22 protein-coding genes are annotated in these 25,001 nt (G+C 67.1%); 10 read left to right on the top strand and 12 right to left on the bottom strand.

Annotation, left to right across the window (positions count from 1 at the left end):
* The first annotated feature begins 279 nt into the window (after window positions 1-279).
* Window positions 280-1,746 (top strand): MATE family efflux transporter, encoded by a 1,467-nt coding sequence (locus HG421_RS04890; protein ID WP_169705455.1) that lies wholly within the window; start codon window positions 280-282, stop codon window positions 1,744-1,746.
* A gap of 171 nt (window positions 1,747-1,917) precedes the next feature.
* Here the strand turns inward: HG421_RS04890 and rplS are convergent, their stop codons facing one another.
* The 7 genes from rplS to ffh form a co-directional block, all read right to left on the bottom strand.
* Window positions 1,918-2,325: a 50S ribosomal protein L19 gene (rplS, locus tag HG421_RS04885; RefSeq protein WP_005989873.1), complete on the bottom strand. Its 408-nt coding sequence runs from the start codon at window positions 2,323-2,325 to the stop codon at window positions 1,918-1,920.
* Between the two features lie 144 nt (window positions 2,326-2,469).
* On the bottom strand, window positions 2,470-3,243 hold the full coding sequence (gene trmD, locus HG421_RS04880) for a tRNA (guanosine(37)-N1)-methyltransferase TrmD (RefSeq protein ID WP_169705454.1): 774 nt from the start codon (window positions 3,241-3,243) through the stop codon (window positions 2,470-2,472).
* A gap of 68 nt (window positions 3,244-3,311) precedes the next feature.
* The gene (gene rimM / locus HG421_RS04875) at window positions 3,312-3,824 is read right to left on the bottom strand and encodes a ribosome maturation factor RimM (protein WP_169705453.1); all 513 of its coding nucleotides are present in this window, start codon (window positions 3,822-3,824) and stop codon (window positions 3,312-3,314) included.
* 43 nt (window positions 3,825-3,867) lie between these two features.
* Window positions 3,868-4,125: a 30S ribosomal protein S16 gene (rpsP, locus tag HG421_RS04870; protein WP_104602115.1), complete on the bottom strand. Its 258-nt coding sequence runs from the start codon at window positions 4,123-4,125 to the stop codon at window positions 3,868-3,870.
* 110 nt (window positions 4,126-4,235) lie between these two features.
* Window positions 4,236-5,033: an aminotransferase class IV family protein gene (locus HG421_RS04865; protein WP_169705452.1), complete on the bottom strand. Its 798-nt coding sequence runs from the start codon at window positions 5,031-5,033 to the stop codon at window positions 4,236-4,238.
* Window positions 5,024-6,094: an NAD(P)H-dependent flavin oxidoreductase gene (locus HG421_RS04860; RefSeq protein WP_169705451.1), complete on the bottom strand. Its 1,071-nt coding sequence runs from the start codon at window positions 6,092-6,094 to the stop codon at window positions 5,024-5,026. Before HG421_RS04860 ends, HG421_RS04865 begins: the two co-directional genes overlap by 10 nt.
* Before the next feature lie 343 nt (window positions 6,095-6,437).
* Entirely contained in the window at window positions 6,438-7,814 is a 1,377-nt protein-coding gene (gene ffh / locus HG421_RS04855) for a signal recognition particle protein (RefSeq protein WP_169705450.1), read from the bottom strand.
* A gap of 440 nt (window positions 7,815-8,254) precedes the next feature.
* Between ffh and HG421_RS04850 the strand changes: the two genes are divergently transcribed.
* A complete protein-coding gene (locus tag HG421_RS04850) occupies window positions 8,255-9,046 on the top strand; it encodes a cytochrome C assembly family protein (RefSeq protein WP_169705449.1) in 792 nt (263 codons plus the stop codon).
* Window positions 9,047-9,093: 47 nt separating this feature from the next.
* Here the strand turns inward: HG421_RS04850 and HG421_RS04845 are convergent, their stop codons facing one another.
* Window positions 9,094-10,143 carry an aldose epimerase family protein gene (locus HG421_RS04845; protein WP_169705448.1) on the bottom strand — a complete coding sequence of 350 codons (1,050 nt, stop codon included), beginning with the start codon at window positions 10,141-10,143 and terminating at the stop codon, window positions 9,094-9,096.
* A gap of 245 nt (window positions 10,144-10,388) precedes the next feature.
* Here HG421_RS04845 and HG421_RS04840 point away from each other — a divergent pair, with 245 nt between their 5' ends.
* A complete protein-coding gene (locus HG421_RS04840; RefSeq protein ID WP_169705447.1) occupies window positions 10,389-11,972 on the top strand; it encodes an alpha-N-arabinofuranosidase in 1,584 nt (527 codons plus the stop codon).
* Between the two features lie 335 nt (window positions 11,973-12,307).
* Here the strand turns inward: HG421_RS04840 and HG421_RS04835 are convergent, their stop codons facing one another.
* Complete coding sequence (locus HG421_RS04835) at window positions 12,308-13,255, bottom strand: LysR family transcriptional regulator (RefSeq protein ID WP_169705446.1); 948 nt, start codon at window positions 13,253-13,255, stop codon at window positions 12,308-12,310.
* A 136-nt stretch (window positions 13,256-13,391) separates the two neighbouring features.
* On the opposite strand from HG421_RS04835, the gene HG421_RS04830 reads away from it, so the two are divergent.
* A complete protein-coding gene (locus tag HG421_RS04830; protein WP_169705445.1) occupies window positions 13,392-13,667 on the top strand; it encodes a DUF2798 domain-containing protein in 276 nt (91 codons plus the stop codon).
* A gap of 152 nt (window positions 13,668-13,819) precedes the next feature.
* Here HG421_RS04830 and HG421_RS04825 read toward each other — a convergent pair whose 3' ends face one another.
* Window positions 13,820-14,188, bottom strand: a complete 369-nt coding sequence (locus tag HG421_RS04825; RefSeq protein WP_169705444.1) for a response regulator — start codon at window positions 14,186-14,188, stop codon at window positions 13,820-13,822.
* Window positions 14,181-15,344 carry a PAS domain-containing sensor histidine kinase gene (locus HG421_RS04820; RefSeq protein ID WP_169705443.1) on the bottom strand — a complete coding sequence of 388 codons (1,164 nt, stop codon included), beginning with the start codon at window positions 15,342-15,344 and terminating at the stop codon, window positions 14,181-14,183. The genes HG421_RS04825 and HG421_RS04820 overlap by 8 nt, the downstream gene beginning before the upstream one ends.
* A gap of 156 nt (window positions 15,345-15,500) precedes the next feature.
* Here HG421_RS04820 and HG421_RS04815 point away from each other — a divergent pair, with 156 nt between their 5' ends.
* The 6 genes from HG421_RS04815 (at window position 15,501) to trxC (ending at window position 22,501) form a co-directional block, all read left to right on the top strand.
* Window positions 15,501-18,638, top strand: coding sequence for a response regulator (locus HG421_RS04815; protein ID WP_169705442.1), 3,138 nt, complete (start codon window positions 15,501-15,503; stop codon window positions 18,636-18,638).
* Window positions 18,611-19,459, top strand: a complete 849-nt coding sequence (locus tag HG421_RS04810; protein WP_211161783.1) for a CheR family methyltransferase — start codon at window positions 18,611-18,613, stop codon at window positions 19,457-19,459. Before HG421_RS04815 ends, HG421_RS04810 begins: the two co-directional genes overlap by 28 nt.
* The gene (locus HG421_RS04805) at window positions 19,456-20,040 is read left to right on the top strand and encodes a chemotaxis protein CheB (RefSeq protein ID WP_169705440.1); all 585 of its coding nucleotides are present in this window, start codon (window positions 19,456-19,458) and stop codon (window positions 20,038-20,040) included. The genes HG421_RS04810 and HG421_RS04805 overlap by 4 nt, the downstream gene beginning before the upstream one ends.
* Complete coding sequence (locus tag HG421_RS04800; RefSeq protein ID WP_169705439.1) at window positions 20,037-21,161, top strand: hybrid sensor histidine kinase/response regulator; 1,125 nt, start codon at window positions 20,037-20,039, stop codon at window positions 21,159-21,161. Before HG421_RS04805 ends, HG421_RS04800 begins: the two co-directional genes overlap by 4 nt.
* Before the next feature lie 322 nt (window positions 21,162-21,483).
* Entirely contained in the window at window positions 21,484-21,849 is a 366-nt protein-coding gene (locus HG421_RS04795) for a DUF1428 domain-containing protein (protein WP_169705438.1), read from the top strand.
* Window positions 21,850-22,015: 166 nt separating this feature from the next.
* Window positions 22,016-22,501 (top strand): thioredoxin TrxC, encoded by a 486-nt coding sequence (gene trxC, locus HG421_RS04790; RefSeq protein ID WP_169705437.1) that lies wholly within the window; start codon window positions 22,016-22,018, stop codon window positions 22,499-22,501.
* Window positions 22,502-22,557: 56 nt separating this feature from the next.
* Here trxC and HG421_RS04785 read toward each other — a convergent pair whose 3' ends face one another.
* A complete protein-coding gene (locus HG421_RS04785; protein ID WP_169705436.1) occupies window positions 22,558-24,924 on the bottom strand; it encodes a TonB-dependent receptor in 2,367 nt (788 codons plus the stop codon).
* Between the last annotated feature and the right edge of the window lie 77 nt (window positions 24,925-25,001).

Raw genomic sequence — 25,001 nt, 5'->3', positions numbered from 1 at the left:
CGCTGGCGTCAAACGTAGCGCGTGTCCCAACGAGACTTGCAGCGTCCCCCATCCGCCCTGCGGGCACCTTCCCCCGCAAGCGGGGGAAGTAAGCGTTGCGCGCGCCCATCGCCGATCGAACAAGCATCCGCCAACCCGCCCTTCTCCCGCCTGCGGGAGAAGGTGGCGCGCAGCGCCGGATGAGGGCAGCCCCTGCTCTGCGGCGCAAACCGAACGGTATGCATCGGCTCTCACTCGGCGATGCTAGTGTGCGCAACTTCTGCACCACGATGCCAAGCGATGCCCAAATCCGCTGTCCTGACCGAAGGCCCGATCGGCAAGAACCTGCTGTTGTTCGCGTTGCCGATCATGGCCGGCAATATCGCCCAGTCGCTCAACGGCTCGGTCAACGCCATCTGGATCGGCCGCTATCTGGGCGAAGAGGCGCTGACGGCCGCCGCCAACGCCAACAGCATCATGTTCTTCCTGATCGGTTCGGTGTTCGGCATCGGCATGGCGTCCACCATCCTGATCGGCCAGGCCATGGGTGCACGCGACATCGCCCAGGCGCGCAAGGTGATGGGAACCAGCGCGAGTTTCTTCGGCGGGCTGTCGGCGCTGATCGCGGTGCTGGGCTGGTTCCTGGCGCCGCATCTGCTCACCGCGATGGGCACGCCGGCTGCCTCGCAGACGCTGGCCGAAGCGTATCTGCGGGTGATCTTCCTGGCGATGCCCACGCTGTATCTGTTCGCGTTTCTGTCGGCGGCGCTGCGCGGCACCGGCGATGCGCGTACGCCGTTCCGTTTCCTGTTGCTGTCGGTGCTGCTGGATATCGTCTTCAACCCGTTGCTGCTGTTCGGCATCGGCCCATTTCCGGCCCTGGGCATCGCCGGTGCGGCCTGGGCCACGCTGATCGCGCAGGTGGTGGCGCTGGTCGGGCTACTGGTGTATCTGCGCCGGAAGCGCCACATCCTGTGGCTGGGGCGGCGCGACCTGCACCTGTTCCGCATCGACACCACCATCCTGCGCGCGCTCATCGTCAAGGGCGTGCCGATGGGCTTGCAGATGGTGATGATTTCGCTGGCGATGATCGCGATGCTGTCGCTGGTCAACGGCTTCGGCACCGACACCGCTGCCGCGTACGGCGCGGCGCTGCAGCTGTGGACTTACGTGCAGATGCCGGCGATGGCGGTGGGCGCGGCCTGCTCGTCGATGGCCGCACAGAACGTGGGCGCCGGCCTGTGGGCACGCGTGGATGCCACCGCCCGCACCGGGATCGCCGCCAACTTCCTGATGACCGGCCTGCTGATCGCGCCGCTGATCCTGTTCGATCGCTGGACCCTGGCGCTGTTCCTGCCCGAGGGCAGCGCCACCCTGGAGATCGCGCGCCATCTCAACCACATCGCCATCTGGTCGTTCCTGCTGTTCGGGGTCAGCTTCGTGGTGTCGGGCGTGGTGCGCGCCACCGGCGCGGTGATCCCGCCGCTGTTGATCCTGGCGTTTTCGCTGTGGGGCGTGCGGGTACCGCTGGCCAATGCCCTGCTGCCGCACCTGGGCGCCGATGCGGTGTGGTGGAGCTTCCCGATCAGTTCCACCTGCTCGATGTTGCTGTCGCTGGCGTATTACCGCTGGGGCGGCTGGCGCAAGGCCCGCATGCTGGCCCCCCCGACCCACCCGTCTGCGCTGGCCGCCGCTGCCGAAGTACCGGCGCATCCGGCCTCGCCGGTGGCGGCACCGGTACAGGCGCCATCGCAACCGCAGCGCTGATCCTGCGGGCATGCGGCCAGCGACACAGTGTCGGGCAGCTTCCGCGGACAGTCCGCTAACGACACGCCATGTGCCAATAGGTGCACCGGCCTGCCGAGCCACAAACGCAAACGGCCGCCCAAGGGCGGCCGTTTGGCAGCAGCAGGTCGAATGACCTGCCAGCAGGATGGCTTACTCGGCCTTGGCAGCAGCCTGGCGAGCGGCCTTGGCCTGTGCAGCAGCGGCCAGATCTTCCTTGATGCGGGCAGCTTTGCCTTCCAGACCACGCAGGTAGTACAGCTTGCCGGCGCGGACCTTACCGCGGCGCTTGACTTCGACCGAGTCGATGATGGCGCTGTGGGTCTGGAACACGCGCTCGACGCCGAAACCGTGCGAAATCTTGCGCACGGTGAACGCGGAGTTCAGGCCGGCATTCTTGGTACCGATCACCACGCCCTCATAGGCCTGCACGCGCTCGCGGTTGCCTTCCTTCACCTTGACGTTCACCACAACGGTGTCGCCCTGGTTGAATTCCGGCAGCTTGCGCTGGATCTGGGCGGCTTCGAAGTCAGCCAGGATGGTCTTGTTGAGTTTGCTCATGGTGGGCACCGCGTGTCTGGTGATATTGGACCGGCAGTCGCCGCACGGCGATTGCTCGAGGTTCGTAGGAGGGCCAGACGCAAGGCTGGCCAGCAAGCCGCATATTGTACCCCAATCAAATCTTCAAGGGCTAGGGGTGCGCCCTTATTTCTTGTCGCCGGGCTTATCGGCGCCTGGGTCGAGTTCGCGGCGAAACTCGTCCAGCAAACGACGATCGTGCTTGTCCAGCCCGGCCTCGTCCAGCAGATCCGGGCGACGCAGCCAGGTCCGGCCCAGCGACTGCTGTCGGCGCCAGCGCGCGATGGCGCCGTGATTGCCCGACCGCAGCACCTCCGGCACATCGCCCCAGGCGTGGCTGGAGGGGTGGCTGTAATGCGGGCAGTCCAGCAGGCCCTGCGGCCCTTCGAAACTGTCCTGGGCGGCGGATTCGGCGTCGTTCAACACCCCGTCCTGCAAGCGCGTCACCACATCCACCAAGACCGCCGCACCGAGCTCGCCACCGGACAGCACGTAGTCGCCGATGGAGATCTCCATGTCCACCGCCTGGTCGAGGAAGCGCTCGTCCACGCCCTCGTAGCGGCCGCACAACAACACCATGCGCGGCAACTGCGCCAGTTCGCGGGCGAGCGGCTGGGTGAGCGGCCTCCCCTGCGGACTGAGGTAGATCACCGGTGCAGGACGTGGGTCGGCGGCCTGCACCGCGTCCAGACAGGCCCGCAACGGCTCGATCAACATCACCATGCCGGGCCCGCCACCGAACGGACGATCGTCCACCCGACGGTAATTGCCCTGCGCATGATCGCGCGGATTCCAGCCCTGCAATTCCAGCAGTCCACGCTCCTGCGCCCGCCCGACCACGCCGAACGCCGCGCATTGCGCAATGAACTCGGGGAACAGGCTGATGACGTCGATGCGCACTGGCAGGGATTCGGGAATCGGGAATCGGGAATGGGTAGAGCACGAGCGAAGCTGAAGCACCGCTTCGATCAGAAATCCGGGTCCCAGTCGACCACGATCAGATTGGCCTCGAAGTCCACCGACTTGACGAAGTCCGGCAACACGAACGGAATCATCCGCTCCCGATCGCCGCGCACCACCACCACGTCATTGGAACCGGTGGAAAACAGGTGCGACACCGTTCCGAGCTCGACGCCTTCGACGGTTTCGACCTGCAGGCCTTCCAGATCCACCCAGTAATACTCATCGGGCTTGGGCGGCGGCAACGCACTGCGGGGAACAAAGATCTCGGTCCCGTGCATGGCTTCGACGGTGTCGCGGTCGCTGATATCGGGGAACACCGCGATCAGGTTCTTGCCCTGATCGCGCCCACGTACCCCGCTGAGTACCGATTCCTGGCCGGACGGCGAGCGCACGATCCACGGTTGATACCGGAAGATCGCATTACGCGGCTCGGTCCAGGATTCGAGCTTGAGCTCGCCCCTGACACCAAAAGCGCCGACTATCCTGCCTAACAGGATGCGGCGCTCGGTCGGTTTCATCTGTGTCGACTCTGGGCCAGGTAGCGACACCTGGCCCTCAAGATCAGGCCGCAGCGGCCTGGGACTTGGCTTCGCGATACAGGTTGCGCACCTTGTCGGTCAGCTGTGCACCGTTGCCGACCCAATGGTCGACGCGCGCGGTGTCCAGCACGATGCGCGGTTCGGCGCCCTGTGCAACCGGGTTGTAGTAACCCAGACGCTCGATGTTGCGGCCGTCGCGCGCGCTGCGCACGTCGGTCACGATGATGTGGTAGAACGGACGCTTCTTGGCGCCGCCGCGGGTCAGCCGAATCTTGACCATGGTGTCGTTTTCCTAAAGTTGCCCAGTCGCCAAAGTGGCGCGGTAAGCCGGCGATTATAGCGGGCCGCGCCAGCGAAGCCAAGCCACCCCGCGCGACTGCGCCAGATCGCTCAGATCGCTTGCCAGGCATGGGTTTGCAGGGCCCGCTCCAGCAGCGGCAGCTGCGCCGCATGCGGATCCCAGCGTGCAGGCCCCAGCGCGACGATGGCTTGCTGCCCGCGCGCATTGCAGGCAAATGCGCCATCGAAGCGGTCCAGCTCGCTCAAGTCCACCGGGCGACTGATCTGAGCGATACCCAGCGTCTTCAACCCAGACTGCAGCAATTGTTGCCGGGTGCCCAGCAGCGCCGGCCCCTGCGGCCACACCACCCCGCCACGCTCCCACAGCCCCAGATTCCAGAACGCCCCCTCCAGCACCCTGCCCTGCCGATCCTGCAGCACCACATCGTCGTGGTCCGCCTGCATGGCCAACCGGCGCAGGTGCAGCAGCGCAAACGTGCCCACGTGCTTGAGTTCCGGCCGTTCGCGCACGTAATCGGCCACCTGTACGCGCAGACCGGTTTCGGGCATCTGCGCCGGCGGCGAGATGGCGACCAGCACGTCCAGTGCAACCTCGCGCAAGGGATTGCGGAAATCGTAGTCGGGCGCGAACACGGTGACGCGCAAGCTGGCATCGGCCATCGCCGATGCTGCCAGCGCGGCACGCAGTTGCGACCGCAGTTGGTCCGTTTCCAGTTCCTGGCCGAACAGCGCGCGACTTCCCTGCTGCAGGCGCTGCAAATGCAGATCCAGCCCCAGCGTGGCGCCGTTGCGAACCTGCAAGGTGGTGAAGTGGCCGTAGTTGATCAGCGCCGCGGCGCCGAGTTGCTGCGCGCTGGCCGGTGCGCCGTTGCAGAAGATCAGCGACATAACAGTGCCTGCGCCTGCTCCCACCACTGCGTGACCAGTTCGCCGGCCGGTTGCGCGGGCGCCATCCAGGCCGACTGCCCGGCCCAGGCCTGCATTGCGTCCAGGCGATTGTCGCTGACGGCGGCCTGGCGCATCGGCGCCGTCAGCGCGCGCTGCACCGGATACGGTGCCGGCGGCGGTGCATCCGCCGCGCTGGCGGCCTGCACGTAAGGCGTGGCCAGCGCGCGGCCGAGTCGTCCGGAGAATGCGCGGGTGGGCTGGGTGTGCTCGGGCTCGGACGCGGCCAGCGCATCGACCCAGGCGCCGGGCAGTGCCGCTTCGGGCGTGCGCAGCAGGCCGGTGCCGATCTGCACCGCGCTTGCGCCCAACGTCAGTGCCGCGGCTATGCCGCGCGCGTCGGCGATACCGCCTGCGGCGATCACCGGAATATCCAGCTGATCGACCAACCGCGGCACCAGCGCGAACAAGCCGGTCATCTGGCGCTCGGCCTGTCCGGCAGCGAACGCGCCGCGATGGCCGCCGGCTTCCGCGCCTTGCGCAACCACCGCATCGGCGCCGGCATCCTGTGCCGCGCGTGCCTCCTGCAGGGTCGTGGCACAGGCGAACCAGGCGATGCCGGCCGCCTTCAGTCGCGCCACCTGATCGGGGCGAAACACGCCCATGATCGAAGAGGCCACCGCCGGGCGGGCAGCGAGCAAGGCGTCGAACTGTGCATCGAATTCGGCCGGCGCAGCGTCGCCAGCCGACTCGGGCACTGGCGGACCCCATTGCGCGAGAAACGCACGCACACGCGCTTCGGCTTCCGCATCGCGCGCGGGCATCGGGTCGGGAATCCAGAGATTGATCTGTGCAGGGCCCGCACTCGCCGCATCGAAGGCGGCCATCCACGTCACGATGTCCTGCGGCTGCGACAACACCGCACCCATCGCGCCCATGCCACCGGCATTGGCAACCGCCGCCGACAGCGGCACCGGGCAGGCGCCGGCCATGGGGCTGAGCAGGATCGGCAGGCGCAGGCCGAAGCGCTGCTGGAAGGCGTCGATCTGCGAAAACGAACCCATCGTGCGCGGCCTGAAGTGATGACGCGCCATGGTACCCGCCCATGCATCCGACGTCCGCTCGGCGCATGCAGGCGGAATGCGCGCGCGGTGGGTCGATCAACATCCGTCAGCCACTGCGTCGGCAATGCCAGGGCAACGCATAAGGCTGGTCGACGTGTTGATCGATCAGCGTGCTGGCATGCCGATCGATCGAACCGAGGATATACGCGATCACACGCCGTTACCGACGCACCGCCGACAACGCGGCCCAGCGAAAGCTTGGCTGCAGCGCACAGCAGCATTGCCAACGTTCAACGCCCGCGTGGCTGTCGAAGCACTTCCCGCGCGCGTCGCCGTTTGAAATTCAGCGGAACGGCATGCCGCCGCGGCCGCCCATGGCGCCCATCATGCCCTTCATGTTGCGCATCAGGCCCTTCATGCCGCCACCGGCCAGCTTGCCCATCATCTTTTCCATCTGCTGGTACTGCTTCATCAGCTTGTTGACGTCGGCCGGCTGCATGCCCGAGCCGCGTGCGATGCGGGCGCGGCGCGAGCCGTTGAGCAACGCCGGGTTGCGGCGCTCCTTCTTGGTCATCGAGTTGATGATGGCGATCATGCGCGGCACTTCCTTGCCGGTGACCTGCTGCTTGACGTTGTCCGGGATCTGGCCCATGCCCGGCAGTTTGTCCATCAGCCCATGGATGCCGCCCATGTTCTGCATCTGCTCGAGCTGTTCCTTCATGTCGTTGAGGTCGAATTTCTTGCCCTTGGCGACCTTGGCGGCCAGCTTGGCGGCCTTTTCCTGGTCGACGCTGTGCTCGACCTGCTCCACCAGCGACAGCACATCGCCCATGTCCAGGATGCGGCTGGCGACGCGGTCCGGATGGAACACATCCAGGCCGTCGGTCTTTTCGCCGGTACCGACGAACTTGATCGGCTTGCCGGTGATGTAGCGCACGCTCAGCGCGGCACCGCCGCGGGCATCGCCGTCGGTCTTGGTCAGCACCACGCCGGTCAGCGGCAGCGCCTCGCCGAAGGCCTTGGCGGTGTTGGCCGCGTCCTGGCCGGTCATCGCATCGACCACGAACAGGGTTTCGGTGGGGTTGACCGCGGCGTGCAGCGCCTTGATCTCGTCCATCATCGCCTGATCGATCGCCAGGCGTCCGGCGGTATCGACCAGCAGCACGTCGACGAACGACTTGCGCGCATCGCTGATGGCTGCGCGCACGATGTCGACCGGCTTCTGCGACGCATCGGAGGCGAAGAACAAGACGCCGACCTGTTCGGCCAGGGTCTTGAGCTGCTCGATCGCGGCCGGGCGGTAGACGTCGGCCGAGACCACCATGACCTTTTTCTTGCGCTTTTCCTTCAGGTGCTTGGCGAGCTTGCCCACCGTGGTGGTCTTGCCCGCGCCCTGCAGACCGGCCATCAGCACGATCGCCGGTGCCGGCACATTGAGATTGAGGTCGGTGGCGGCCGCGCCCATCACGGCAGTGAGCTCGTCGCGCACCACCTTGATCAGCGCCTGGCCCGGGGTCAGCGACTTGAGCACTTCCTGGCCCACGGCGCGCACCTTGATGCGCTCGATCAACGCCTGCACCACCGGCAGCGCGACGTCGGCCTCCAGCAGCGCGATACGCACTTCGCGGGTCGCCTCGCGGATGTTCTCCTCGGTCAGGCGGCCGCGGCCGCGCAGGCGCTCCATGGTGCCGGAGAGACGTTGGGTAAGGGACTCGAACATGCGCAAGGGACCGCGAAGGGGAAACGGGCGTCGAGTATAGCGGCACCGGCCAACGCCCCGCCCCACCGACCCGCCGCGCGCCTGGCGACACCGTCCCGGCGAAGCCGCCCCGCGAACGCGCGGCAGTGCGCAGACCAGCACTCCGGGGCCCGCGAAGAACAGGAGCAGCACAACCAGACCAGCCCGCCCCGCCCGTGCGCTGCCGGCGCGGGCCCGATGTCATGCAGTGCCGTGCTACACCTCACCCGCCCGGGCGCCTCCTTTCCCTGCGTGCCACCGCTTCCCTGCCACCCCCAAACCCACACACCCCGCGGCCGCCCGCTTTTCCCCGATTCCCGATTCCCGATTCCCGATTCCCGATTCCCGATTCCCGAATCCCGAATCCCGATTCCCGAATCCCGAATCCCGAATCCCAGCCCCCAGTATGCGAAACTTCCACGATGACAATCGTTCTCATCGCGTTCGCCCTGTACCTGCTGGCTGCGGCCCTGCTCACCCGTGCGGTGCTGCGCGATGGCAACCAGTCGCCTGCGCGCTGGCTGGGGCCGGCGCTGGCAGCGGTGGCGCTGCATGCCGGCTACCACGTGCTGGTGGCCTTGCGCACCGCCGGCGGGCCGGACATGCACTTCTTCGCAGCGCTGTCGCTGACCGGCCTGGGCATGGCCGGGCTGACCGCGGTGTTCGGTGGGCGCGGCAGGACCGCGGCGGTGGGCGTGGTGGTGTTCCCGTTGTCGGCGATCCTGCTGGCCTGTTACCACGCCTATGGTCACGAGCCCAGCGCGGACCTGGGCTGGCGGCTGGAGCTGCACGCCTGGATGGCCTTGCTGGCATACGCCACCCTGGGCATCGCCGCGTTGCTGGCGATCATGTTGTGGCTGCAGGAGCGTGCGCTACGGCGACGCGACTTCCACACCTGGCTGCGTGCGCTGCCGCCGCTGACCGAGCTGGAAACGCTGCTGTTCCGCACGATCACGGTCGGCTTCGTGTTGCTCAGCCTGACCCTGCTGACCGGCCTGCTGTTCGTGCAGGACTTCCTGGCGCAGCGCCTGCTGCACAAGACCGTGCTCAGCATCCTGTCGTGGGTGGTGTTCGGCGCGCTGCTGGTCGGCCGCTGGCGTAACGGCTGGCGCGGCACCAAGGCGGTGCACTGGACGCTGACCGCAATGGCGCTGCTGGTGCTGTCGTTCTTCGGCAGCAAGTTCGTGATCGAGCTGGTGCTGGGCCCGCGCTGATTGCGATGACGGCGAGTTAACGACGGTCACCGGCGCCGACGCAGCCTCTATCCATCCAACGCACTACTGACCACCTCCCAGGGCTGCTCCGGGCCCGGGCTGGCAAAGCGATAGGCGATGCGGCGGCGATAGACCTGGCCGGGTCGCAGGATGGCCGAGGGGAACTGCGGGTGATTGGGCGCATCCGGGTAGTCCTGCGGCTCCAGGCAGATGCCGCGGCCCAGCCCCGGGTGATGGGCGTCCAGATGCTGCCCCTCGTAGAGTTGCACGGCCGGCGCATCGCTGCTGATGCGCATCGCCACGCCGCTGTGCGGTGAGTACAGCTCGGCGACGCAGCGCGCTCCCTCGGCCAGCACCAGGCACTGGTCGTAGCCCTTGCCGAGCACGATCTGCGGATGCGCCGGGTCGATCCGCTCGGCCAGCGCGGCAGGCGCGCGGAAGTCGAACGGGGTACCGGCCACCGCGGCAATCTCCCCGGTGGGGATCGATTCGGCATCCACCGGCAGATAGCGGTCCGCCGGCACCCGCAACACCTGCGCTGCGGCACGCATCTGCGGGTCGCCGGACAGATTGAAATAGGGATGATGGGTCAGGTTCAACGGCGTGGCGGCATCGCAGCGCGCCTCGAAGTCCAGCTGCAGCGTGTCGCCATGCAGGGCCAGCCGTGCACGCACCTGCAGGTTGCCGGGATAGCCCTCTTCACCATCGGGCGAGTCGTAGCCAAGCAGCACCTGGTCGGCGGTTTGCTCCAGCACGCTCCAGACCCGCCGGCCGAAACCGCGCAGGCCGCCGTGCAGCTGGTTGCGCCCTTCGTTGGCGGCCAGCGCGTGGGTGAGGCCATCGAGCGTGTAGCGCGCACCGGCGATGCGGTTGCCGAAGCGGCCGACCAGGATGTTGAGGCTGTCGCCATCGGCGGCGTAGGCAGGCAGATCCGGCAGGTTCAGCACCAGCGGCACCACGCCCTGTGCGGTGGTCAACTGCAGCGTGTGCAGGATGCCGCCATAGGTCAGCACGTCCGCCGCCAACCCGGCATCGCTGCGCAGGGTCAACGCATGGACCTCGGTCCCGTCTGGCAACTGCCCGAACACTCGCTGCATGGATCGCCCCGCCGCTGTTGGAAGCCCGCGAGCATAGCCGCCTGGCGCCGTCGCCTGCCATGCGCTCGCGCACATCCTGGCCGGCCGGACACTGCCGCCGGCACGCGGCAGCACGCGCACGCGGCAGTGCCCGCCTTCCGGTCAGCGCCGCAGCGACAGACCGCCCCGCACGCACTACCCTACCGGCGCGCCTGCGGCGATGCCGGCGCACGCCCTCGCCTACCGACCCCAGGAGCGCCCCGCCGATGCAGTGGATTTCCCTCGCGTTGCAGACCTCACGCAGCAGGCTGCTGCCCAGCATGGTTGCGGTCGTTGCGGCGATCACCGCATTGGCGGCCTCTGCGGCCGAGGTGAAGGTGACCGGCACGCTGCACGCGGACCAGCCTGGCGCGCAGGTGTCGCGCCAGGTCTTCGGGCAGTTTGCCGAACACCTGGGTACCGGCATCTATGGCGGGGTGTGGGTGGGCGAGGAGTCGCCGATTCCCAATACGCGCGGCTATCGCAACGACGTGCTTGCGGCGTTGAAGGCGATCGCGGTGCCCAATATCCGCTGGCCGGGTGGCTGTTTTGCCGACGAATACCACTGGCGCGACGGTGTGGGCGCACCGGCGAAACGCCCGATCCGCGTCAACACCCACTGGGGCGGCGTGGAGGAATCCAACCGCTTCGGCACCCACGAGTTCATGGACTTCACCGAACTGCTCGGCACCCAGGCGTACATCGCCGGCAACGTGGGCAATGCGGCGCCGGACGAGATCGCGCAGTGGAGCGAGTACATGACCGCCCCCACCCGCTCCAGCCTGGCCAGCGAGCGCCGCGCCAATGGCCGCGATGCGCCCTGGCAGGTGCCCTACTTCGGTGTGGGCAACGAGCTGTGGGGCTGCGGCGGCAACATGCGGGTGGACTATGCGGCCGACGTGTACCGGCGCTACCAGACCTTCGTCAAGGCGCCCGCAAACCAGAAGATCCTCAAGATCGCTCCCGGACCGAACAACGACGATTACCACTGGACCGAGGTGATGATGCGCGAGGCCGGCACCCTGATGGATGGCCTGAGCCTGCATTACTACACCGTGCCCGGGGGCTGGCCGCCGCGCGCCTCGTCCACCGATTTCGACGAGGCCGCGTGGATCGACACGCTCTCGCGCACCCTGGTGATGGACGAACTGATCACCCGGCACAGCGCCATCATGGACAAGTACGATCCGGCCAAGAAAGTCGCGCTGGTGGTGGACGAATGGGGCACCTGGTACGCCGGCCTGCCTGGCGCGAACCCGGGATTCCTGCATCAGCAGAACAGCCTGCGCGATGCCTTGGTGGCGGCATTGAATATCGACATCTTCAGCGCGCATGCCGAGCGTGTACGCATGGCCAATATCGCGCAGATGGTCAACGTGCTGCAGGCGATGATCCTCACCGACGGCGACAAGATGGTGCTGACGCCGACCTACCACGTGTTCGCACTGTACAAACCCTACCAGGACGCCACCCAGCTGCCGCTCGACCTGCGCACGCCCGAGTATCGCCATGGCAGCGTGCAGGTGCCGGCAGTGCACGGTTCGGCGGTCAAGGCCAGGGATGGGCATGTGTATGTGGCACTGACCAACCTGGATGCAACAAGCCCGGCCAACGTCAGCGTGGAGGTGCAGGGGCTGTCCGCACGCCGTGTCGAGGGACAGATCCTCACCGCCCCCGCGATCACCGCGCATAACACGTTCGCGCAGCCGCACGCGGTGGAACCCGCATCGTTCAAGGGGGCACGCCTGCAAGGCAGGACGCTGACGGTGGCGCTGCCTGCGCGCTCGGTGGTGATGCTCCGGCTTGAATGAGCCGCCACCAGCGAAGAATGGCGATCGCTGCGCGCACGCCGCGCAGCGCGCTGCTGGGCATGGCTGCCTCGCGCTGGTCGCAGGGTCGCCACCACCCGGCGCGCATGGGTCATTCAACGCGCATGCAACCCATTGCAACGGTGCACGCCGCGTCGCTGCAACGGCGATCGAAGCTGGCCTGGCACCGGCAATCCAGGAGCGGCCGACCCACCGCGGCGCAGAACGTCCGGCGACCGCGGCCAGAGCTCGGCGCCCTCGCAGCCTTCTCACCCACTTCACTCCTGCGCACTGGCCACGCCCAGCTGACGCGTGCCCGCTACGCTCTGTCGGCCGCTCTACCCCGGCGCCAACGCCGGTTCGGTTACCTGCCATTCCGGCGGCAGGCGTTCGACGATGTGGTCCATGAAGGCGCGCACCTTGGGCGTAAAGTCGCGGCGGTCGGCAACGCACAGGTACAGCCGTAGCGGCTCCAGCGCGACCTGGCTTGCGTTGGCGCTCCCGGGCACGAACAACGGCTGCAGCTGGCCGCGCTGCAGGTACGGCTGCGCCACGAAAGCGGCCACGCGCGCGATGCCGCCGCCAGCCGCGGCCATGATGGCCAATGCGTCCACATCGTCGCTGACCATCGCCTGGCCCAGCTGCGGCTGGAAACGCACGCCGTCGCGCACGAAGGTCCAGCGCAGGAAGCGGCCGTCCACCGGGTACCGCAACAGCAGGCAGCGGTGGTACTTCAATTCGTCCGGGCTGGCCGGCGTGCCGCAGCGGGCAAGATAGTCCGGCGCGGCGCACACCACGAACGGCACCTGGGCGATACAGCGGGCCACCAGGCCGTCTTCCAGCTGCGCTTCGATACGCAGGCTGACATCGACATTCTCCCGCGGATGCTGCACCAGCCGGTCGGTGCACAGCAGCTCGATCTCCAACTGCGGATACCGCTGGTGCAGCGCCGGCAACATCGGGGCCAGCACATGCCGGGCGAAGGCGGCGGTGCTGGCCACCCGCAGCCGCCCGGCAGGCGCCTGCTGCGGGCCGGCCACCAGTTGCCGCGCACGCTCCAGGTCGCGCTCCAGTTGGCGCACCTGCTCGAAGTACAGCGCGCCACGTTCGGTCAACGCCAGGCTACGGGTGGTCCGGTGCAGCAGGCGCACGCCCAGGTGCTGTTCCAGCCGCGCGATGTTCTGGCTCACCGCCGCGGCGCTGATGCCAAGCAACTTGGCGCCGCCTGCAATGCTGCCGGCATCGACCGTGCTGACGAAACTGCGAATCGACTGAAGAATGTTCATCGATGGAGCACGTATTACCAAACGGCTCGTAAGTCACGCTTACGGAAGCCGCAAGCTTACGCGATCTACCCCACCTGCACCGGCCACCCTACAGTGCGGTCAAGGCGCTATTGCGCGACACCTCCAAGGCCACCCCATGCGCTCATCTCCGCCCTCCCCGGTCGTTGCGCGTCCACGCTGGAAGCTGGGCGTGCGTGCCACGCCGTTCGTCTTCGCGTTCTACATGGCAGCCATCATGGCCTTGTTGATGTGCGTGGTGATCACCGCCGCCAACACCGGCCTGGCGCCGGGCTTCCCTTGGCGCGTGCTGGATGCCTACCGCATCGCGATGCCGACGGCGTTTTGCTGCGTGCTGGTCGTGCGCCCGCTGGTGATACGGCTGGTGGCCTGGACGGTACATGCTGTGGACTGACCGCTTCCCCACCTGCGCGCGCAGCGCTGTCGGCACCGCCTGAGACGTTGGCGAACGCGCGGTGGATTGGCGGCCACTGGCAACCGGTATGGACTGGTGCGCGCCGAGGCTGGCACGAGGCGAGCATGCCCTGCCGCGGCGGCCGGCGGCTCTCAGGCGCTGGCGGCCACGCCCTTCAGCATGTCGATGAGCTGGCGCAGGCGATACGGCTTGGGCAGGAAATCGACCCGCGCCGGCAGCGGCGGCAGCTGCGCCTTGGCAAAGCCCGATGCCAGGATCACGCGCGCCTGCGGCAGCAGCTGCGCCACCTGCTCGCTCAACTCGATGCCCGACATGCCGTTGGGCATGCGGATGTCGCTGAATACCACGTCGTAAGGCCCGCTCTCGCGCAGCATGCGCAACGCGCCATGGCCGTCGTCGGCGGTGTCGACACTGATGCCGGCATCGCGCAGCGCTTCGCCGATCAACTCGCGCAGTTCTTCTTGATCTTCCACCATCAGCAGGCGCAGGGATTCAGTCATGCTCGGCCTCCTCGATGGCCGGGAGAAACAGGGTGACAGTAGTGCCGCGTCCTGGTGCGGTCTCGATCTGCGCAAAACCACCGGACTGGGATGCAAAGCCGAATACCTGGCTCAATCCGAGGCCGGAGCCCTTGCCAACATCCTTGGTGGTGAAAAACGGTTCGCTGGCGCGCTGCGCCACGTGCACCGACATGCCCGGGCCGTCGTCGCGCACCGCGATGCCGACATAGCCGCGCACGGCGCCGTGCGGATCCGATGGCGCAGCGCGCTGCTGCACGGCGGTGCTCACGGCGATCGCGCCACCGTTGGGCATTGCATCGCAACTGTTGAACACCAGGTTGAGCAGTGCCGATTCGAGCTGACTGGGGTCAACGCAGACATCCGGCAATGCATCGGACAGCTGCAACGCCAGGCCAATTCCAGCCGGGCAAGCGCGGCGCAGCAGCTCCAGCGCACGCGTCACTACCGCGTTGGCGGCGTGTCGTTCCGGTGCCAGCCGTTGACCGCGCGCAAACGACAGCAGCTGCCGCGTCAGCAAGGCGCCGCGATCCACCGCCGTCTGCGCCGCTTCCACCAGCATGCGCGTGCGCGCATCGTCGCCGGCGCGCAAGGCAATCAGGTCCAGGCTGGTCGCCATCACCGTGAGCAGGTTGTTGAAATCGTGCGCCATGCCCAGCGTCAGCCGGCCCAGCGCTTCCACCTTCTGCGATTGCAACAGCGCGTGCTGCGCCTGTTGCAGCAATCGCTGCGCTTCGTGGCGGTCGTTGACATCGCGGGTGATCTTGGCAAAGCCGACCAGCACGCCGAATTCCAGCACCGGTTCGATCACCACGCTGGCCCAGAAGCGGCTGCCGTCCTTGCGCAGGCGCCAGCCTTCGGTGGCCAGGCGGCCCTGCTGGCGGGCAAGCTCGAGATTGCGCTTCGGCTCGTTGCGCTGCACATCCTCGGGCAGGTAAAACCGCGAGAAATGCGCGCCAAGCACCTCATCGGCGCGGTAGCCCTTGATGCGCTGGCCACCGGGATTCCAGCTGCGCACATGCCCTGCGACATCGAGCATGTAGATGGCGTAGTCGGAAACGCTCTGCACCAACAGCTGGCACTGCCGGCTGTCGTGAGACAGCAGCCCCGCGTTGTCGATGGCCGTCTGGGCATCCATCTGGCGATGCTTCCCCGGAAAAACGCGCGACCATAGTGACGTTCACGTGAAGGATGCGTGCAAGCTGCCGCAGCCGCAAACGCGTCAAAAACCCGGCGATTTGCGCGTGAAACTTATCGGCTACCATGGCCGCCCCTCAGTTTCGGTCCATGCCACATGCAGAACATCTCGACCACACGCGACCGCTGGATCTGGGTGTGCGCGGCGGCCTTGATGGCGGGGACATTGGGCGCAGAGCTGGTGACGCCGCTCGGCTATGCCGTGTGGCTGACCTATTTCATGGCCGTTGCCGTGACCGTGTTCCAGAACCGCCCGCAGGTTCCCCTCGTGGTCGGCGTGCTGTCGTGCGTACTGCTGGCGATTGGATTTCATCTGGCGCCGCCCAGCACCAACTCGAGTTTCTCTTCGATCAATCGCGGCATCGGCGGCGTGTCGTTCTTGGCGATGGCGCTGGTGGTGACGCAGGCGATCCGGGCGCGGCGCCAGGCCGAAGTGGCGCTGTGGCTGCAGCAGGCCGAAAACACCGTGGAAGCCAGCCTGCGTGGCGACCAGAGCCCGCAAGACCTGGCCGATGCCGCAGTGCGCGCCCTGTGCCAGACGCTGGATGCGCAGGTCGGTGCCTTGTATCGCATCGAAGGCGATCGCCTGCGCCTGACCGGCGGCGCCGCGCTGCCGGTGGACATGCCAGCCTCGCTGCCGACCACTGCCGGCCAATGGGGCGAGGTAGTGCAGCGGGCGGCGGTGCGCCGGGTGCGCGGCGTGGATGCCGGGCATCTGCAGATCGCCTCCGGTCTGGGCCAGAGCGCCTGCCAGGAACTGTTGCTGGCTCCGGTCACCGCCGATGGCCGGGTGATCGGCCTGCTGGAGCTGGGCCGTGTCAGCGATGCGCGCCCGGCCGCCACGCGCGAGGAAGAACTGCTGACACGCTGTGGCGAGAACATCGGCCTGGCCTTGCGCACCGCGCTGCTGCGCGCGCAGTTGGTGGCCCTGCTGGAAGAAACCCAGCGCCAGAGCGAGGAACTGCAGACGCAGCAGGAAGAACTGCGCGTTGCCAACGAAGAACTGGAAGAACAGAGCCGCAGCCTGCAGCAGTCGCAGAGCGATCTGGAGCAGCAACAGGCCGAGCTGGAACAGACCAACGTGCAGCTGGAAGAGCGCACCCAGGCGCTGGAAGCGCAGAAGCAGGCCTTGCTGGTTGCGCAGAACCAGCTGGTGCGCAATGGCAATGAGTTGGCGACCGCCTCGCGCTACAAGTCCGAGTTCCTGGCCAACATGTCGCACGAATTGCGCACGCCGCTCAACAGCGCGCTGATCCTGGCCAAGCTGCTGGCCGACAACAAGGACGGCACGCTCAGCGCCGAACAGGTGAAGTACGCACAGGCGATCCTGTCGTCCAACAACGACCTGCTGGCGCTGATCAACGACATCCTGGACCTGTCCAAGATCGAGGCCGGGCATGTGGAGCTGGCCGATGAGACCGTGGACACCGGCAGCATCGTGCAGCGGCTGCGCGACACCTTCGAACCGCTGGCGCGGCAGAAGGGCCTGACCCTGGAGATCGACGCCGAGGTCGGCGCCCCCGGCCAGCTGGTGGTCGACAACCAGCGCCTGCAGCAAATCCTCAAGAACCTGCTGGCCAACGCGATCAAGTTCACCGAGCACGGCAAGGTGCGCCTGTCGATCCAGGCGCATGCGACCGGGCGGGTGCTGTTCAAGGTGGAAGACACCGGCATCGGCATTGCCCGCGAACAGACCGAGGTGATCTTCGAAGCATTCCGGCAGGCCGACGGCAGCACACGGCGGCGCTATGGCGGTACCGGCCTGGGCTTGTCAATCTCGCGCGATCTGGCGCAACGCATGGGCGGCAGCATCCGTGTGAGTAGCGAGCCAGGACGCGGCAGTTGCTTCACGCTGGAGCTGCCCACCGACGGTGCACCGGCAGAAAGCGCCGCCACTCCTGACGCCGACCTTGCCGCCACTGCACCAGCCGCGGGCCTGGCGACTGCTGCGCGGGTTGGCCACGCCAGTACCGCCGCGCTCACGCCGCCGTTGCCGATTCCCGCCGCCGGCGCCGCGCCACTGCAGCCTGCGCTGGACGACCGCGATCAACGGTTGCGGCCGGGCCGGCTGATCCTGGCGGTGGAAGACGACACCCGCTTTGCGCAGGCGCTGGTCGACCTGGCGCATGAACTGGATTTCGACTGCGTGGTGGCGCCCAGTGCCGAAGAGGCGTTACGCCTGGCTGCCGAACTACGCCCCAGCGGGATCCTGCTGGACATCGGCCTGCCCGATGCGTCCGGGCTGAGCGTGCTCGAACGCCTCAAGCGCGACCCCGCCACCCGCCATATCCCGGTGCATGTGGTGTCCGCACTGGAACGCAGCCAGATTGCGCTGGAACTGGGCGCGGTGGGCTATCTGATCAAGCCGGCCACACGCGACTTGCTGGCCGGTGCGATCCGCCAGCTGGAAGAAACCAACGCACGTGCGGTGCGCCGCCTGCTGATCGTCGAAGACGACAGCGCCTTGCGCGCCAATCTGCAGCTGCTGCTGGCACGCGACCAATTGGAGATCGTGGCCGTGGGCACGATTGCCGAGGCGATGCAGCAACTGGCCGGCTCCACCTTCGATTGCATGGTCACCGACCTGGCACTGCCGGACGGCAGCGGCTACGACCTGCTCGAACGCATGGCCGGCAACGATGCCGTGGCCTTCCCGCCAGTGATCGTCTACACCGGCCGCGCGCTGACGCGCGACGAAGAACAGCGCCTGCGCCGCTATTCCAAAAGCATCATCATCAAGGGCGTGCGCTCGCCCGAGCGCCTGCTCGACGAAGTGACGCTGTTCCTGCACAGCGTGGAAGCCTCGCTGCCGAGCGACCAGCAACGCCTGCTGCGCGAAGCCCGTCGCCGCGATGCGGTGCTCGACGGCGCCACCGTGTTGCTGGCCGAAGACGATGTGCGCAATATTTTCGCGCTGTCCAGCGTGCTCGAACCCCTGGGCGTGACGCTGGAAATCGCCCGCAACGGACGCGAAGCGCTGGAGCGCCTGGAGTCGCGCGAGGTGGACCTGGTGTTGATGGACATCATGATGCCGGAGATGGATGGCCTGACCGCGATGCGCCAGATCCGCGCCAATCGGCAATGGCAGGACCTGCCCATCATCGCGCTCACCGCCAAGGCCATGGCCGACGACCGCGAACGCTGCCTGGAAGCCGGCGCCAACGACTACATCGCCAAGCCCATCGACGTGGACAAGCTGGTGTCGCTGTGCCGCGTCTGGTGCTCGCGGCAATGAATTCGGTAGAACTGTTCGACCTGGAATTGCGGGTGCTGCTGGAGGCCGTCTACCAGCGCTATCACTACGATTTCCGCGATTACGCGGTGTCCTCGCTGCGCCGGCGCATGCGCCATGCGATGGCGCGCTTCGAGTGCGCGCGCGTGGCCGACCTGCAGCACCGCCTGCTGCACGAGCCGGACACCTTCGCGCAGGCGATGCAGTTCTTCACCGTGCAGGTGTCGGAGATGTTCCGCGATCCTGCGTATTTTCGCGTGTTGCGCGAGCATGCGCTGCCGGTATTGCGTACCTATCCTTCGATCAAGCTGTGGGTAGCCGGCTGCAGTACCGGCGAAGAAGTCTGGTCGCTGGCGATCCTGCTACACGAGGAAGGCCTGCTGGAAAGAGCGGTGATCTATGCCACCGACATCAATCCCGAGGCACTGAGCATGGCCGAAGCCGGTGTCTACGGTATCGACCGCATCGCGCAGTTCAGCCGCAATTATCTGGATGCCGGCGGCCTGGGCTCGTTGTCGGATTACTACACCACCGCCTACGACGGCGCGGTGTTCGACCGTCGCCTGAAGCGCAACATCGTGTTCGCCGATCACAGCCTGGCCACCGACACGGTGTTCTCGGAAGTGCATCTGGTGTCGTGCCGCAATGTGCTGATCTATTTCAACCGCAGCCTGCAGGACCGCGCGGTGGGCCTGTTCTTCGAGGCGCTGGTGCACCGCGGGTTCCTGGGCCTGGGCAGCAAGGAATCGCTGCAGTTCGGCGCGCATGCGCAGGCCTTTGAAACCTGCGCGCGCGAACAACGCCTGTATCGGAAGGCCGCATGAGCGCTCTGCCTGCGCACCCGCGCTTCGACGCGGTGGTGATCGGTGCATCGGCCGGCGGGGTCACGGCGCTGCAGGCGCTGTTGTCCAGCCTGCCGGCCGCCCTGCCGATACCGGTGCTGGTGGTGCTGCACCTGCCGCGCGACCGCGCCAGCCGTGTGGCCGAACTGATGGATGCGCGCTGCGCGCTGCCGGTGCGCGAGGCCGAAGACAAGCAGCCGTTGCTGGCCGGCACGGTCACCATCGCTCCGCCCGATTACCACCTGCTGGTGGAAAGCCGCACCAGCCTGGCGCTGTCGATGGATGCACCGGTGCTGTTTTCGCGCCCGGCGATCGACCCGCTGTTCGAGTCGGCCGCCGATGTGTTTGCCGAGCGCCTGCTGGCGATCCTGCTCACTGGCGCCAGCAGCGATGGCAGCGCCGGTGTGGCGGCCGTGCGCGCTGCCGGCGGCACGGCCTGGATCCAACTGCCCGACGATGCAGCCTCCCCCTTGATGCCCGCCTCCGCGCTTGCCCACGCCGGCGCCGATGCGGTGCTGACCCTGCAGGCGATCTGCAGCGAACTGGAAGCCTTTCACCCATGAACCTCACCGCGACCGGCCCCGCTGCGCCCGGCGACGAACCCGCCAAGATCCTGATCGTGGACGATGTGCCGCAGAACCTGGTGGCGATGGACGCGCTGCTGCAGCGCGACGGCATCGAAGTGCTGTGCGCCGCCTCCGGTGCGCAGGCGCTGGAGCTGCTGCTCGAACACGACGTGGCGCTGGCCCTGCTCGATGTGCACATGCCGGAGATGGACGGTTTTTCGTTGGCCGAACTGATGCGCGGCTCGCAGCGCACCCGGCATGTGCCGATCATTTTCCTGACCGCTTCGCCGAACGACCCGATGCGCGCCTTCCAGGGCTATGAGACCGGCGCGGTGGATTTCCTGCACAAGCCCATCGAGCCGCACGTGATCCTGAGCAAGGTCAACGTGTTCATCGAGTTGTACCAGCAGCGGCGCCTGCTCAAGGCACGCAACGCCTCGCTGGAACGCGCGCTCACGCTCAACGAAACCATGATGGCGGTGCTCACCCACGACCTGCGCACGCCGTTGTCGGTGATTTTGTTGTGCGCCGACAAGCTCAGTCTGGACGTGGAGGCCGGCGGCGCGGCGGCACGCACGCTCGAGCACCTGGAAAACAGCGCGCGCCGCATGGCGCGCATGGTCGAGCAATTGCTGGATTTCTCGCGCCTGCGCACCGATGGATTGCCGATGCAGTTCGGCCCCTGCAATTTCGGGGAGGTGGCGCATGGCGTGGTGGGTGAGGTGGCGCAGGCCAATCCGCACACCGTCATTGACCTGCGTACCGAGGGCGACCTGCACGGCGATGGCGACGGCGACCGCTTGGCCCAGGTGGTGTCCAACCTGGTCGGCAATGCCGTGCTGCATGGCGGCCAGCATCCGGTGCAGGTGCATCTGGACGGGCGCGAGGCCGACACCTTGCGGCTGTCGGTACGCAATGCCGGGCATATTCCCGACAGCCTGATGCCGCGGCTGTTCGAACCGTTCAAGGCCAGCTTCCATGCCAGCCAGGGGCTGGGACTGGGGCTGTTCATTGCCGACCAGTTCGTCAGGGCCCACGGTGGCACCTTGCAGGCGCGCAACGAAGACGGCGAAGTGGTGTTCGAAGCCCGGCTGCGCCGCCACAACCTGGCAGCCTGACCGCCGCAGCGGTTGCGCTTCCCGCACTTCACAGCGGGTACCGGCCGCATCCTGCAGGGGCGGCGGCCGCCGTCATCGGCCAAACCTAGCCTGCGCGTGCTGCCCGCAGCCGGTCGAGCGAGCACGACAGGCGCTGCACGCGGCACGCGCTGCGTGACAGCCAACTCGAGCAGTGCCGAACGGCCGCATGCGCCGTATGCTCGCATGGCAAGCGCGCTGGATGCACGCTCCTGTCCCCATCTGCTTCCCACGGTCTTGGCCGCACCAACATCCCTTGGTCACCCTCCGGTGCAGGCGTACACCGGAGTCTACGGAGGTGGTTATGTCGTATATCGATGGATTTGTGCTTGCCGTGCCCACGGCCAACAAGGACGCGTTTATCGCCCATGCCCGCATGGGCGATGCGGTCATCATGGAATACGGCGCGCTGCGCGTGGTGGAGTGCTGGGGCGACGATGTCCAGCATGGGCAATGGACCGACTTCTATCGCGCGGTGGAGGCCACCGGGGACGAGACGGTGGTGTTTTCCTGGATCGAGTGGCCGGACAAGGCCACCCGCGACGAGGGTATGCGCAAGATGATGGAGGACCCGCGCATGGACCCATCGGTCAACCCGATGCCCTTCGACGGCAAACGCATGGTCTATGGCGGCTTCGTTCCGACCGTGGTGCTGGGGCAATCGGCCTGAGCACGCGGCGTGCGCTCCAGCCGTAGTGCACCATACAGTGCGGTGCGGCTGGGGGCATGACACCGCTGTAAAGCGTCGTGGTGGCTACACTGGCGGCCTGTCGCTGCGTTCGCCGCCACGGTGGCGCAACCCGGCGAGCGCCCTGCCTGACCACCGGAGACCCTGCATGACCGACGCCCCGCTGCTGATTGCCTGCCCAAGCTGCGCGTCGATGAACCGCATTGCGCGGGCGCGTCTGCACGATGCGCCCAACTGCGGTCACTGCCATCGCTCGTTGTTTCTCGGCGCGCCGGTGGCGCTGTCGGCTGTTGATTTCGACAAGCACGCCGTGCGCAGCGACCTGCCGCTGGTGGTGGATTTCTGGGCGCCGTGGTGCGGGCCGTGCCTGAGCATGGCGCCGCAATACGCCACCGCGGCGGCAACGCTGGAGCCGCAGGTGCGGCTGGCCAAGGTGGATACCGACCTGCATCCGACACTGGGCACGCGTTTTGGCATTCGCAGCATTCCCACCCTGCTGGTACTGCGCGGCGGGCATGAGATCGGCCGGCATTCCGGCGCGGTGAGCAGTGCGCAGATCGTCACCTGGGTGCGCTCGGTGCTGAGCCAGGGCCGAGATGACAACGCCAGCGGCGCATCCACGCCGCTGGCTTGACCGACACACCAGACAGGGCCGCGACGGCTGCGCCGCGGCCTTGCCCCAGGCAGGCGTTACTGCCAGTTGACGTTGACCGACACACCCACGATGCGCGGCTCGTTATAGACCGCCGCCATGTAGTTTTCGATCACACCCTTGAGGTTCTTTTCGTTGGTGATGTTGCGTGCGAATGCCGCCACTTCCCACGCACCATAACCGCCGGTATAGCCAAGCTTGAGGCCGCCTTCGAAGTTGCCGTCGGCGCGGAACTCGGTGGAGTCGTACAGCACGAAGCTGGTCTGGCCCTGCCTGTTCCAGTCGGTGGATACGAAGAACGCGCCGTCATTGCCCACCGGGATGTCGTAGCGCGCCGCCAGGTTGAGGTTGTACTTGGGCGCATTGGGCAACGGGTTGCCGTCGATCTGTGCAAAGGTGTTGGCACCCACGCGGATGGTCGGGTCGTTGACCGTGCACACCACCACGCCATTGAGTGCGCAAGCCTGTGCATAGACGCGCTTGTCGTGGATTTCGCTGTGCAGCAGGCTCAGGCCGGCAGTGAGCGACAGGTTGGAGATCGGGCGCCAGTCCAGATCCGCTTCCAGGCCGTAGGCCTTGGCCTTGTCGGCATTGAACAGCACACCATTGCCGTCCGAGTCGTTGCCGTTGAGCTGGATGTCATCGACGGTGTAGGTGAAGCCGCTGACATTCAACCGCAGGCGATTGTCGAACAGGCTGCTCTTGATGCCGGCTTCCCAGGACAGGATGGTTTCCGAATCGGCGGTGGTGAAGTCGGAATTGAACACCGCGCTGCGGCCCTGGATGGTGGGGCCGCGGAAGCCGCGCGCCACGCGTGCATACACGCTCAGCTGCGGGTCGATTTCATACATCGCGCTCAGGTCCCAGCTGGGCTGGGTGTCGGACAGGCGCACGTCGCGCCGGCCGCGATAGGTCACCACGCCAGTAGCGGTGTCGGCGCTCTTGAGCAGGCGGGTTTGCTTGGTGTCCTTGGTCTGACGGATGCCGGCGGTCAGCGTCAGTGCGTCGGTGGCCTTGTAGCTGAGCTGACCGAAACCGGCCCACGAGGTATTGGTGTTGCGCAGGCGCACCCAGTTGTTGGGATTGCGCGCGGCGGTCTGCAGGAAGTACGCACGCTGGTAGAAATCGGTGGTGTCGCGGCCATCGAAGTAGAACGCGCCCACCTGCCACTGCAGCGCCTGGTCGCCTTCGCTGGCCAGGCGCAGTTCCTGGGTGTACTGGTCCAGGTCGCGGATCTGGCCCATCGACTGGCCGAACCCGTTCGGCACGCCATCGACCGGGAAGTTGGCCGCTGCGCCGCCATCGGTGTCGCCACGGCTGTAGCCGGAGGTGGTTTCGTAAGCGGTGATCGAGGTCAGCGACACGCCGCCGAAGTCGTAGATCGCCTTGAGCGAGCCGCCGTCGGTCTGGTACGCCTGCGGGTTGTCGTGCGCTTCGTCGTAGGCCGCCCGATCGCGCGGCACGTCCACCTTGTCGCTGCCGCGGGTGACCGCATTGCGCAGGAACAGCGTGGAGGTGCCGTCGTAATCGCGCGTGTGCACCGAGCCCAGCAACGAGAACGCATCGTTGGGCTTCAACAGTACCTGCAGGCGCGCGTTGCGGTCGTCGTAGCCGCCCATCGCGTCCTTGCGCGGGGTGCGCGTGCCATCGGCGCTGCTGCCGGCGAAGGTGTTGTCCACCCAGTCGTCGCGGTGCTGGTACAACGCCGAGACGCGAAACGACAGCACATCGTTGATCGGGCCACCGAAGCCGCCATCCAGCGATACCGTGTTGTAGCTGCCGTAGCTGGCATCGAGACGGCCGCTATAGGTGTCGCCCGGCTTGACGGTGTCGAACTTGACGATGCCGGCAGTGGTGTTGCGGCCGAACAGGGTGCCCTGCGGGCCGCGCAGCACTTCGACCTGGTCCACGTCGTAGACCGGGTTGGACTTGAGCACCACATGCTCCAGCACCACGTCGTCCTGGATGATGGACACCGGCTGCGAAGCGCCCAGATAGAAGTCGATATTGCCCAGGCCACGGATGTAGAAGCGCGGGAAGATGCGCCCGGTGGTGGTCTCGGCATAGAAGCCCGGCACGCGGCCGGACAGCGCCAGCAAGGTGTCGTCGCCACCGGCGGTGTACTGGCGCATGGCCGGGCCCTGCACCACGCCCACCGACATCGGCACCTCCTGCAGGTTCTGCTCGCGGTGCTCGGCGGTGACGATCACCGTATCCAGTGCCGTGGGGCTGCCCTCGCCCTGGGGCGTCGGTGCCTGCTGCGCGGCGGCGGCGGCCGCCATCGAAGCCAGCAACAGGCCGGCGCAGGCGCGTGCCAGCGGCGTGCGCTGCAATGCGCTGCGGCTGCGCACCGTGTGCGGGGTAGCGGGCGTCAGCGCCGGCAAGACAGGCGAGTACAACGACATGCGGGTGGGTCCTTGGATGAGTGGCGCAAGAAGGAGTCCGTTTGGCATGGACGCACCAAACGTGGGCGCGGCACGGC

It is taken from the genome of Xanthomonas campestris pv. badrii, assembly GCF_012848175.1.
GTDB classification, from domain to species: domain Bacteria; phylum Pseudomonadota; class Gammaproteobacteria; order Xanthomonadales; family Xanthomonadaceae; genus Xanthomonas; species Xanthomonas campestris_C.
The sequence above is the reverse complement of the archived record's forward strand: the minus strand, read 5'-3'. Positions and strand labels throughout refer to the sequence as shown.

Bases quoted from the DNA above. Each gene is read 5' to 3' on its own strand.
- HG421_RS04890 (WP_169705455.1), top strand. From the start codon at position 280: ATGCCCAAATCCGCTGTCCTGACCGAAGGCCCGATCGGCAAGAACCTG.
- rplS (WP_005989873.1), bottom strand. From the start codon at position 2,325: ATGAGCAAACTCAACAAGACCATCCTGGCTGACTTCGAAGCCGCCCAG.
- rimM (WP_169705453.1), bottom strand. From the start codon at position 3,824: ATGAAACCGACCGAGCGCCGCATCCTGTTAGGCAGGATAGTCGGCGCT.
- rpsP (WP_104602115.1), bottom strand. From the start codon at position 4,125: ATGGTCAAGATTCGGCTGACCCGCGGCGGCGCCAAGAAGCGTCCGTTC.
- HG421_RS04865 (WP_169705452.1), bottom strand. From the start codon at position 5,033: ATGTCGCTGATCTTCTGCAACGGCGCACCGGCCAGCGCGCAGCAACTC.
- HG421_RS04860 (WP_169705451.1), bottom strand. From the start codon at position 6,094: ATGGGTTCGTTTTCGCAGATCGACGCCTTCCAGCAGCGCTTCGGCCTG.
- ffh (WP_169705450.1), bottom strand. From the start codon at position 7,814: ATGTTCGAGTCCCTTACCCAACGTCTCTCCGGCACCATGGAGCGCCTG.
- HG421_RS04850 (WP_169705449.1), top strand. From the start codon at position 8,255: ATGACAATCGTTCTCATCGCGTTCGCCCTGTACCTGCTGGCTGCGGCC.
- HG421_RS04845 (WP_169705448.1), bottom strand. From the start codon at position 10,143: ATGCAGCGAGTGTTCGGGCAGTTGCCAGACGGGACCGAGGTCCATGCG.
- HG421_RS04840 (WP_169705447.1), top strand. From the start codon at position 10,389: ATGCAGTGGATTTCCCTCGCGTTGCAGACCTCACGCAGCAGGCTGCTG.
- HG421_RS04835 (WP_169705446.1), bottom strand. From the start codon at position 13,255: ATGAACATTCTTCAGTCGATTCGCAGTTTCGTCAGCACGGTCGATGCC.
- HG421_RS04830 (WP_169705445.1), top strand. From the start codon at position 13,392: ATGCGCTCATCTCCGCCCTCCCCGGTCGTTGCGCGTCCACGCTGGAAG.
- HG421_RS04825 (WP_169705444.1), bottom strand. From the start codon at position 14,188: ATGACTGAATCCCTGCGCCTGCTGATGGTGGAAGATCAAGAAGAACTG.
- HG421_RS04820 (WP_169705443.1), bottom strand. From the start codon at position 15,344: ATGGATGCCCAGACGGCCATCGACAACGCGGGGCTGCTGTCTCACGAC.
- HG421_RS04815 (WP_169705442.1), top strand. From the start codon at position 15,501: ATGCAGAACATCTCGACCACACGCGACCGCTGGATCTGGGTGTGCGCG.
- HG421_RS04805 (WP_169705440.1), top strand. From the start codon at position 19,456: ATGAGCGCTCTGCCTGCGCACCCGCGCTTCGACGCGGTGGTGATCGGT.
- HG421_RS04800 (WP_169705439.1), top strand. From the start codon at position 20,037: ATGAACCTCACCGCGACCGGCCCCGCTGCGCCCGGCGACGAACCCGCC.
- HG421_RS04795 (WP_169705438.1), top strand. From the start codon at position 21,484: ATGTCGTATATCGATGGATTTGTGCTTGCCGTGCCCACGGCCAACAAG.
- trxC (WP_169705437.1), top strand. From the start codon at position 22,016: ATGACCGACGCCCCGCTGCTGATTGCCTGCCCAAGCTGCGCGTCGATG.
- HG421_RS04785 (WP_169705436.1), bottom strand. From the start codon at position 24,924: ATGTCGTTGTACTCGCCTGTCTTGCCGGCGCTGACGCCCGCTACCCCG.